This window comes from Methanoculleus sp. 10 (assembly GCF_913757945.1).
Taxonomy (GTDB): Archaea; Halobacteriota; Methanomicrobia; order Methanomicrobiales; family Methanoculleaceae; genus Methanoculleus.
Genome location: NZ_CAJYDP010000018.1, coordinates 1 through 8,232 on the forward strand (window position 1 = coordinate 1; position 8,232 = coordinate 8,232).

Genomic DNA, 8,232 nt, shown 5'->3' on the forward strand with positions numbered 1-8,232 from the left:
GAGTTTTGTGATCCTGTGTGACGAAGGGCTGATCCCGGAAGATCTTGGGGTCCGGCTCTCAGACCTCGCGGGTTTTCGGAATGTTCTGGTCCACCTCTACTGTCGGCTGGACCTGGATGAGGTCTACGGGGTGCTCCAGGACGACCTTTTAGTCGTGAACCGCTACCGGGATCTGGTCCGGGCGATGCTCCGGGACCGCCTCCTCCCGGAGTAACGGCTGTGCGAGCCGGAGAGGACCTCCTCGCCCCCTTCACCGCTCCGCCCTCGAACCCCTTCGGGCCTCTCAAGCTCCTTTCCCGAAGCCTGATAGCGTCTCATGCTCCGGCTCGCACTGCCGGTGCTCCTGCTTGAAGACCCTGAGGGCCAGTCGCGACTCCTACATCACCTTCACCCCTGCTCTTTTCCCGGACTGAACCTGTGTGCCGGCGTACCGGAGATATCTGTACTAAAGAGAACAGCGCATATCCCGATCAGGATGGATAGCATCACCCGCGAGGCCGACGGAGAGTGCGCAAGAATCATCGGTATTCTCCGGAGGAAGAAGGCGTACCTTGAGGAGACCTACCATGTCGGATCCATCGGTATCTTCGGCTCGTGCCGGCGAAGGCGAGGAGCGCGAGGGAAGCGTCGTGGACATCCTGGTCGAGTTCTCCGAGGTGCCAAAGCCTTCACGAGGACCTGATGTCGGAGGAGACCTGGGATGAGCCCCCGTTCAGCCCGCGGGATGCTTGATCGGCCCGTCTCCAGGAAGACGTCTCGTGTTTCGTCCCGCCTGACCGGGAATGATGAAACACGGCACGTCAGTCTGGTTGATGAGTTGAGAGAAAAATAGAGTATTATTCCCGCAACTCGTGCCGGTTCCTGTCCCCCCGGCCGATCCCGCGGTAGGCGAAACCGGCGCCGATCCACGCATCCGGGTCCACGACGTTGCGCCCATCCACGATCGCCGGGTGGGGAGACCCGCACAACCGCCGGACCTCAGCGGGCACCAGCCCCCGGTACTCCTTGTGCCCGGCAAAGACCACCACCGCGTCTGCGCCGGAAAGCACCTCCGCGAGGTCTCGCGACAACCCCGGCGGCGCGTCCGGCGACGTCGCCGGGTCCACCCAGGGGTCGTGCACCCTGACCTCCGCGCCGGCCGCCCTTGCCGCCTCAAAGAACGGCTCCGCCGGCGTGTTCCGGGCGTCGTCGGAGTCGTTGATGAACGCCCAGCCGAGCAGGGCAATCTTCGAACCTTTCAAACTCTTCCCGACCTCTCCCAGCGCCGACTCGGTCAAATGCACCATATGCTCGGGCATGAAGTCGTTGATGCCGCGGGCGAGGGTGTAGAGGGACTCCCGGCCCTCGGGCCAGTCGAGATCGCCCCCGAGCACCTGCACCCCCCGCTCCAGGTGGTAGGTGTCCTTCGTCAGGCAGTGGCCGCCGACCCCGGCCCCCGGCCAGAGGATCGCCCGGGTGATCCCCTCGCCCTCGAGCGACGCCACCCCGGCCCGGACGTCGTAGACGTTGATCCCCATCGCCTCGCAGTAGAGGGCGAGCTGGTTGACGGCCGCGATCTGGAGGTCGCGGAAGGTGTTCTCGGCGGTCTTCGTCACCTCGGCCGCGGTCGCGGTCATCGGGATGACCGTGCCGGCCGTAAGGACCGGCGAGTAGAGTTCGACCGCCCGCGCCGTCGAGACCTCATCGATCCCGCCGACGACCCGGTCGTGCTCGCGGATGTTCCGGAGCAGCCGGCCGACCATCACCCGCTCGGGGGCGTGGGCGAGAGCGAAATCCTTCCCGGCGACGAGCCCGGACTCCGCTTCCAGGATCTCGCGGGCCATCCCGATGGTCGTGCCGGGGGTGATCGTCGACTCGAGCACCACGAGCATCCCGGGCGCGAGATGCCGCCCGACGTTCCGGAGCCCCTCGATGAGCGGCGTGAAGTCCGGGAGGAGGTCTTTTTTGTCCTTAAACGGCGTCTGGATGGCAAGCGTCACTGCGTCGCACTCCGCGATCTTCGCAAAATCCGCGGTGCAGGAGAACTTCCCGGCGCCCACGACCTTCCCGAGCAGGTCTTCAAGGCCCGGCTCCTCGCCCTTGAGCGGTGACTCCCCGCGGTTGAGCATATTGATCTTGTATCCGGAAGAAGCGGAATCCCGCTGGAAGCCGTAGACGTGTTCAATTCCCGGCACATCCGCAAAGAGCGCCGCCGCCGGGATGCCGACGTAGCCCATCCCGATGACGCCGATCTTCCGGATCGGGCCGCGTTTCTTGATAAGCGTTGCCAGGTTCTCGGTCATTGTATGCATCTCTGGTTTGTCTTCAAGGTTGATATTCTGTCTTCTGCCACCCCCTTTTGCGGTGCAGGCAGGGGTCCAAAGAGACCTTCGCCGGGCGAAGATCCGGAGAAACTATTTATGTCCGCCATACAGAGTGAGATTGAATGAAACGATTTGTGGCCACTGCGCGGGGGCGTGTCCAGCGGGTCGGCTATCGGGAGCATGTGTACAACGAGACGTTCGAACGGAATATCTCGGGGTACGTGAAGAATCTCAAGAACAGGGAGGTCGAGATCGTCGCAGAGGGGAGCGAAGAGGATCTCCGGGGTTTCATCAACGCGATCAATATCATACAAAGACCGATTGCCGTCAAATCGTTCACCGTCAGATGGGAAGAGGCAACAGGAGAGTACGCCGATTTCGAGATCATCCGGGGAGACCTCCAGGAGGAACTGTTTGAGAGGGTTGACTTTCTTCTCCTGCAATGCACCGAAACTATGTACCGGAACTGAGTTTAGACAAGCAGGACCCGGTCTTCCAGATCGCGACGACAGAAGAGATTGTCGGGCTCCGGAGTGATACCAAAAAGCACCTTGACGACGAATTTGCAGAGATCAGGAAGGAGCTCGTCTCCATCAAGGATGCGCTTGCCCGGGCAGGCATCCAGGTCTGAGTTCCTCCCGCATCCCCGCGCCAACTGGCCCGGGCCGCACGCGCGGTCGTGCCTGATTTCCTGGTCCTCGCTCATCGAGAAAAGGCGTCAGGATGGCGAGGGTCACTGCATCGCACCCGGCGATCTTCGCAAAATCCGCGATGCGGGAGAATTTTTCCCGTACCGGCGACCGTTCTCAGCAACTCTTCAAGCCCGGTCTCCTCGCCCCTGAGCGGGGGCTCCCCCGGTTGAGCATCGTGATCTTGTACCCCAACGAGGGGGAGTTTCGCTGGAGACCGTAGACGTGCTTGATACCCGGTACACCTATTGTCTGCACTTCTAATCTGTCTTCAGGGTCCAAATTCCCTGATGATCGCCGCAATTCGCGCGGCTGCATGCCCGTCGCCGAACCGGGCAGAGTGCCGGCCGCCGCCGCCCCGCTCTGCCTCGGCGACGATCCGGTCGGCATCCGCGCCCACAAGGACGTTCCAGCCGTCCTCCAGGGTCTCGACCCACTCGGTGTTCTCCCGGAGGGTCACGCACGGCACCTCAAGGATGTAGGCCTCCTTCTGGACGCCGCCGGAGTCGGTCAGGACCGCCCGGGCGCCGGAAAGAAGGGTGAGCATATCAAAGTAGGGGAGCGGTTCAACAACTCTGACGTTCGCCGCGGGTGTGATCCTGTACTCGGTGAACTTCTTCCTTGTCCGGGGGTGGACCGGGAAGACCACCGGGGCGTCGAGGCGGGAAAACGCCTCCATGATCGCCCGGAGTGCGGCGGGATCATCAGTGTTCCCCGCACGGTGGACCGTGGCAAGGTAGTACCCCTTCCGGGAGAGCCCGAGATCGGTAAGAGCCGTGGAGCGCTCTTTTGCGAGAGGTAGGTTCTCCCGGAGCGCGTCGACCATCACGTCCCCGGTGAGGTGGACGCCCGCGGTCACCCCCTCGGCCGCAAGGTTCGCAACCGCGGTCGCCGTCGGGCAGAAGAGGATATCAGAACAATGGTCGGTGAGCACCCGGTTCACCTCCTCGGGCATCCGGCGGTCAAAACTCCGGAGCCCGGCCTCGACGTGCGCCACCGGCACGTGCATCTTCGCCGCCGCGAGTGCGCCCGCGAGGGTCGAGTTCGTATCCCCGTAGACGAGAACAATCCCTGGCTCCTCCTTCCCGATCACCTCCTCGACCGCGGCGAGCATCCGGCCGGTCTGGACGCCGTGGCTCCCCGAGCCGATATCGAGGTGGTAGTCGGGCGCCGGGATCCCGAGGTCCCGGAAGAAGACCTCAGAGAGGAGGTAGTCATAGTGCTGGCCGGTGTGGACGAGGACCTCCTCGTGCACCTTCCGGAGTCCCCGCGAGACCGGGGCGCACTTGATGAACTGGGGCCGGGCCCCGACGACCGAGAGGACCTTCATGCCGAGAGGCCCCGGTAGATCGCCTCGCAGATCCGGACGTTTGAGAGCCCCTGCTCCGGGGTCACCGGGAAGGGTTTGTTGTCGCGGGCGGCCCGCACAAACGTCGAAAGTTCGATCTTCAGCGGCTCGACCTTGTTCACCAGGAGTTTCTCGATGATGTTCTCCTGGCGGTAGAGCCCGTTCTCCTGCCCGTAGGCTTCCGGTTTCCGGTAAACGTAGACCTCCTGGGTCATGAAGTCGCCCTCGATCGTCCGATCCTCCTCCTCGATGTAGACCGACCGGACCTTCTTTGAGGCCTTGCGGGAGGCCGAGAGGTAGACCGGCGTCCGCCCGAAGGACATAAGGGCCGCGGCGACGTCCCCGGTCCCGCTCGCGTGGGCGGTGTATGCCCGGCCCGGGAAGAGGACGTTGAACGCGATGTCGATGTCGTGGATCATCAGGTCCTCGACGACGGAGGACCCGCTCACCCTCGATGAGGCCGGGTTGTGCCGGTGGAAGGCGACGTAGACGGGGTTCCGCACGACCCGTGCAACCTCGGTGACGACCGGATTGAACCGCTCGATGTGGCCGACGCCGACCGTCAGCCCATCGGGGATCTGGCCGATCAACTGCTCGCACTCGCGCACGGTGAGGCAGAGGGGCTTCTCGATGAGGGTGTGCACCCCGGCGGCGATGACCTCTCCCGCGGTCTTGAAGTGGTAGGGGGTCGGTACACAGGCCGAGACGCAGTCGGCCTTCCGGAGGAGTTCCTCCATCGAGCGGCAGACCTCCGCCCCGGTGGCGGCGGCGACCTCTTCTGCGGCCTTCGTGTTCAGGTCGTAGACGTAGGTCGTCCCGGCCTCTTTCAGTTCGGAGTAGACCCGGACATGGTTCCTGCCCATGACTCCGGTGCCGATAACGCCCGCGTCCATCTAGACCACCTCGTTGATCGTATCAGCGATGTAGGCCCGGGCTTCGTCGGTGACGCCGGGGTGGACCGGGATCGAGAGGACCGAGGCCGCGAGAGACTCAGCGACCGGGCAGGAGGCAGCCCCGGCGTAGTAGGGCTGCCGGGAGAGGGCGATGGGGTAGTGGACAGCGCACCCGATCCCGCGCTCGCGGAGATACGCCATGAACTCGTCCCGCGACAGGGGGAACGCGTCGGTGAGCCGCAGGGAGTACTGATGCCAGACGTGGGTCCGGCCGGGCGCGACCGAGGGGAGCACCAGCCCCGGCGCCGTGATATGGGTATTATAGTAAGCAGCGTTCTCCTGCCGGCGGCGGTTGAAGCCGTCGAGCTTTCCAAGTTGCACCCTCCCGATCGCGGCGTTGATATCGGTCATGCGGTAGTTGTAACCGAGCTCGGTATGCAGGTACTTCTCGCTCTGGCCGTGGTTGATGATCCGGCGCAACCGCGCATCATACTCGTCCGATGCCGTCGTCACCATCCCCCCCTCCCCGGTCGCCAGGTTCTTTGTCGCGTAGAAGGAGAAGCAGGCGAGGTCGCCGAGCGCTCCCGCCCGCTTCCCGCGGTACTCCGCCCCATGGGCCTGGGCCGCGTCCTCGATGAAGACGAGACCCTTATCGTCGCAGATATCCCGGACCGCCCCGGCGTCGCAGGGCTGGCCGTAGAGGTGGACGCCGATCACGGCCTTCGTTTTCGGGGTGACCTTTGCGAGGACGTCGGCCGGGTCGATCGTGGCGGTCGCGGCATCGACGTCGGCAAAGATGGGACGGGCGCCGCACATCGAGACCGATGAGGCGGTCGCAAAGAACGTGAATGCCGGGACGATCACCTCGTCACCGGGCCCGACCCCGGCGGCGAGCAGCGCCGCGTGGAGGGCGGTGGTCCCGTTCGAGACGGCAACGGCATGGGGAACACCGCAGTAGGCGGCGAACTCTTCCTCAAAGGCGGCGGTGACCGGACCCTGGGCGATCATGCCGGAGGCGAGGACAGCGAGAACAGCGTCGCTCTCCTCGTTCCCGAGGGACGGCTGGGCGATGGGTATGTGCATGGATTTTCCAACTCCGGAACCTGATGTCATGTTTCTTTCGCGTAGGTTATTATACGGGTTTGCATTTTTGATTGATAAATTAAGCTAAAATCCTTAATGTTCCCGGGGAAGAGACCGAATGGATGGCTGCCCACGCAGCTGTCCGGCACCTCCCATCCGCGCCCGGAAAGGTCTCCGTCAAGAGACCGGGGTCCGTGATGCTCCCCTCGATGAACGTCACCCGGGGGTGGTCGAGGAGGTGCTCGATGTTCTCCCGCCGCCCCGTGGCGAGGTTCTCGATGATGACGACGTCGTGACTCTGTGCTAAGGTCTCTTGCAAGCGTTCTGAGCCAACCCGGCCCCGCCGGTGACGATGTAGCGCATGAAGAGGTTATGGCGGTGGAGGCGTTTAGGGGTTTCTGAATGGGGTTGCAGAGAGCATGGGGTGAGGTTCTCAAGTCGTTGAGGTCATCCCAAGATGCCTCTGCCGGGAGGGGCGACTCGTGATGTTCCAACAGGAACGGAGTTTGAGCACCGAAGGTGCGATAGTCAACGGGAAGCCGTGTCAGCAATTCGATCCATTATATTGCCCTGCCATTTGAAATCATGTGTAAGAGTGCTCCGAATCGTGTGGATGTTCGATCACCAGATGCTTTTGGGATGTGCTCATTCTTACAGATCTTAGTGACAGTGAGGTAGGGATCCCAGATATATGAGCTTGAAAGAATATTAGCGTGATAGAAGATGAGATGACCCAGAATCCAGGTTATAACCCCAATCCACTATTTATAAATATAGTAAAAGGTATTCAGTGGTTATGGTAACTCATAGAGAAATCCTTCACGCGGCCAGATTACTAGTTGAAATTACAGGTAATAACGAGTTTACTCCCGAAGAGATCATAGTAGTTTTAAAATGTGCAGGATCTTCTCACCCCGAAACCGATATTAGAACTGAAATGCGGAGATGTAGTGTTGATAGCCCCAAACACCATTATACGACATACGATTATTTTGAGGATATTGGGAGAGGAAGATATCGCCTAAGGTAACGTCTCAGATCTTCTGTAATTTGCCTGAGCCCTGTCTCCTTGCCTGATCATGCCTTCTCCACAGTCAAATACCTTCTGTCAGTGACCCACTCCTCGTTGATATCCATCAGGATGGATCCAACCAGCCGGAGAAGGGATTCCTCGTTCGGGAACGCTCCTACGACCCCGGTCCTCCGTTTGAGCTCCTTATTGACCCGCTCCATCAGGTTTGTCGTTTTGAGTCTCTTCCAGTGCTGTTTGGGGAATGCCGGGTAACTCATAAGCCCGGGAGGAATCGTTCGATGGTGTTGGCTGCTTTCCGGTATCCCCGTGCATTCAGGCCATCGGCGAGATCCTGGAGTCGTTGTTCACTCCCATACGCCTCCTTCAGACCCTCTGCAACCTCCTTCTGGTGTTTCCGGGGAATATTTCTCAGTACCGCCTGGGGTACAGTGGGCCGAGCACATCTGCCAGGATGCGCCGAGGAAGGCGGCCTCCGCCGCCTTCTGGATGCCGGTATGCCCATCCGAAACGACCAGTTGAACCCCGGCAAGTCCCCGTTCCTTTGAGGTCCTCGAACAACCCCGACCAGAACTCCTCATTCTCACAATCCGTGATTCTTGCGCCCAGGATCTTCCGGTAGCCATCTTCTCGCACTCTGGCGACTACCAGGACTGCCTTGGTGACGTACCGTGCTCCGTCCCGGATTTTGTAGTAAGAGGCATCCACGAAGAGGTACGGGGTTTTCTGCTCAATCGGCCGCAGGAGGAATGCCTGCACCTGATCGTCGAGGTCCCTGGCCATCCGGGAGACCGAAGCCGGGGAGAGTTGGTCGATACCCAGATGGGCAACGATCTCCTGAACTCTTCTCGTCGAGACACCCTGAAGGTAAGATTCGGCGATTGCG

12 protein-coding genes and 1 pseudogene are annotated in these 8,232 nt (G+C 61.6%); 5 read left to right on the plus strand and 8 right to left on the minus strand.

The window, feature by feature from the left end:
* A partial coding sequence (locus QZ408_RS14625) for a DUF86 domain-containing protein (protein WP_292492766.1) occupies positions 1-214 on the plus strand: 214 nt, incomplete at its 5' end.
* Positions 215-566: 352 nt separating this feature from the next.
* Positions 567-704, plus strand: coding sequence for a hypothetical protein (locus tag QZ408_RS14630; protein WP_292492769.1), 138 nt, complete (start codon positions 567-569; stop codon positions 702-704).
* Between the two features lie 132 nt (positions 705-836).
* On the opposite strand, the gene QZ408_RS14635 is transcribed toward QZ408_RS14630, so the two are convergent.
* On the minus strand, positions 837-2,282 hold the full coding sequence (locus tag QZ408_RS14635) for a nucleotide sugar dehydrogenase (protein WP_292492772.1): 1,446 nt from the start codon (positions 2,280-2,282) through the stop codon (positions 837-839).
* Positions 2,283-2,425: 143 nt separating this feature from the next.
* Between QZ408_RS14635 and QZ408_RS14640 the strand changes: the two genes are divergently transcribed.
* Positions 2,426-2,773, plus strand: coding sequence for an acylphosphatase (locus QZ408_RS14640; protein WP_292492775.1), 348 nt, complete (start codon positions 2,426-2,428; stop codon positions 2,771-2,773).
* Positions 2,746-2,934, plus strand: a complete 189-nt coding sequence (locus QZ408_RS14645) for a hypothetical protein (protein WP_292492778.1) — start codon at positions 2,746-2,748, stop codon at positions 2,932-2,934. Before QZ408_RS14640 ends, QZ408_RS14645 begins: the two co-directional genes overlap by 28 nt.
* A gap of 329 nt (positions 2,935-3,263) precedes the next feature.
* On the opposite strand, the gene wecB is transcribed toward QZ408_RS14645, so the two are convergent.
* From wecB to QZ408_RS14665, 4 genes are all read right to left on the minus strand, one after another.
* A complete protein-coding gene (gene wecB / locus QZ408_RS14650) occupies positions 3,264-4,322 on the minus strand; it encodes a UDP-N-acetylglucosamine 2-epimerase (non-hydrolyzing) (protein ID WP_292492781.1) in 1,059 nt (352 codons plus the stop codon).
* A complete protein-coding gene (locus QZ408_RS14655) occupies positions 4,319-5,233 on the minus strand; it encodes a Gfo/Idh/MocA family oxidoreductase (protein ID WP_292492784.1) in 915 nt (304 codons plus the stop codon). The genes wecB and QZ408_RS14655 overlap by 4 nt, the downstream gene beginning before the upstream one ends.
* Positions 5,234-6,316 carry a DegT/DnrJ/EryC1/StrS family aminotransferase gene (locus tag QZ408_RS14660; protein WP_292492787.1) on the minus strand — a complete coding sequence of 361 codons (1,083 nt, stop codon included), beginning with the start codon at positions 6,314-6,316 and terminating at the stop codon, positions 5,234-5,236.
* Between the two features lie 79 nt (positions 6,317-6,395).
* Complete coding sequence (locus tag QZ408_RS14665) at positions 6,396-6,635, minus strand: hypothetical protein (RefSeq protein ID WP_062265119.1); 240 nt, start codon at positions 6,633-6,635, stop codon at positions 6,396-6,398.
* A gap of 477 nt (positions 6,636-7,112) precedes the next feature.
* Here QZ408_RS14665 and QZ408_RS14670 point away from each other — a divergent pair, with 477 nt between their 5' ends.
* Positions 7,113-7,346, plus strand: coding sequence for a hypothetical protein (locus tag QZ408_RS14670; RefSeq protein ID WP_292492793.1), 234 nt, complete (start codon positions 7,113-7,115; stop codon positions 7,344-7,346).
* 47 nt (positions 7,347-7,393) lie between these two features.
* Here the strand turns inward: QZ408_RS14670 and QZ408_RS14675 are convergent, their stop codons facing one another.
* The 3 genes and pseudogenes from QZ408_RS14675 to QZ408_RS14975 all read right to left on the minus strand — a co-directional run.
* The gene (locus QZ408_RS14675; RefSeq protein WP_292492796.1) at positions 7,394-7,606 is read right to left on the minus strand and encodes a transposase; all 213 of its coding nucleotides are present in this window, start codon (positions 7,604-7,606) and stop codon (positions 7,394-7,396) included.
* A gap of 87 nt (positions 7,607-7,693) precedes the next feature.
* Entirely contained in the window at positions 7,694-7,972 is a 279-nt protein-coding gene (locus tag QZ408_RS14970) for a transposase (RefSeq protein WP_365996280.1), read from the minus strand.
* A pseudogene (locus QZ408_RS14975) lies at positions 7,941-8,228 on the minus strand (transposase); the annotation flags it as partial. The pseudogene QZ408_RS14975 and the gene QZ408_RS14970, both read right to left, overlap by 32 nt.
* Between the last annotated feature and the right edge of the window lie 4 nt (positions 8,229-8,232).

Coding starts and splice junctions, on each gene's coding strand:
- QZ408_RS14630 (WP_292492769.1), top strand. CDS start 567: ATGTCGGATCCATCGGTATCTTCGGCTCGTGCCGGCGAAGGCGAGGAG.
- QZ408_RS14635 (WP_292492772.1), bottom strand. CDS start 2,282: ATGACCGAGAACCTGGCAACGCTTATCAAGAAACGCGGCCCGATCCGG.
- QZ408_RS14640 (WP_292492775.1), top strand. CDS start 2,426: ATGAAACGATTTGTGGCCACTGCGCGGGGGCGTGTCCAGCGGGTCGGC.
- QZ408_RS14645 (WP_292492778.1), top strand. CDS start 2,746: ATGCACCGAAACTATGTACCGGAACTGAGTTTAGACAAGCAGGACCCG.
- wecB (WP_292492781.1), bottom strand. CDS start 4,322: ATGAAGGTCCTCTCGGTCGTCGGGGCCCGGCCCCAGTTCATCAAGTGC.
- QZ408_RS14655 (WP_292492784.1), bottom strand. CDS start 5,233: ATGGACGCGGGCGTTATCGGCACCGGAGTCATGGGCAGGAACCATGTC.
- QZ408_RS14660 (WP_292492787.1), bottom strand. CDS start 6,316: ATGCACATACCCATCGCCCAGCCGTCCCTCGGGAACGAGGAGAGCGAC.
- QZ408_RS14670 (WP_292492793.1), top strand. CDS start 7,113: ATGGTAACTCATAGAGAAATCCTTCACGCGGCCAGATTACTAGTTGAA.
- QZ408_RS14675 (WP_292492796.1), bottom strand. CDS start 7,606: ATGAGTTACCCGGCATTCCCCAAACAGCACTGGAAGAGACTCAAAACG.
- QZ408_RS14970 (WP_365996280.1), bottom strand. CDS start 7,972: ATGGCTACCGGAAGATCCTGGGCGCAAGAATCACGGATTGTGAGAATG.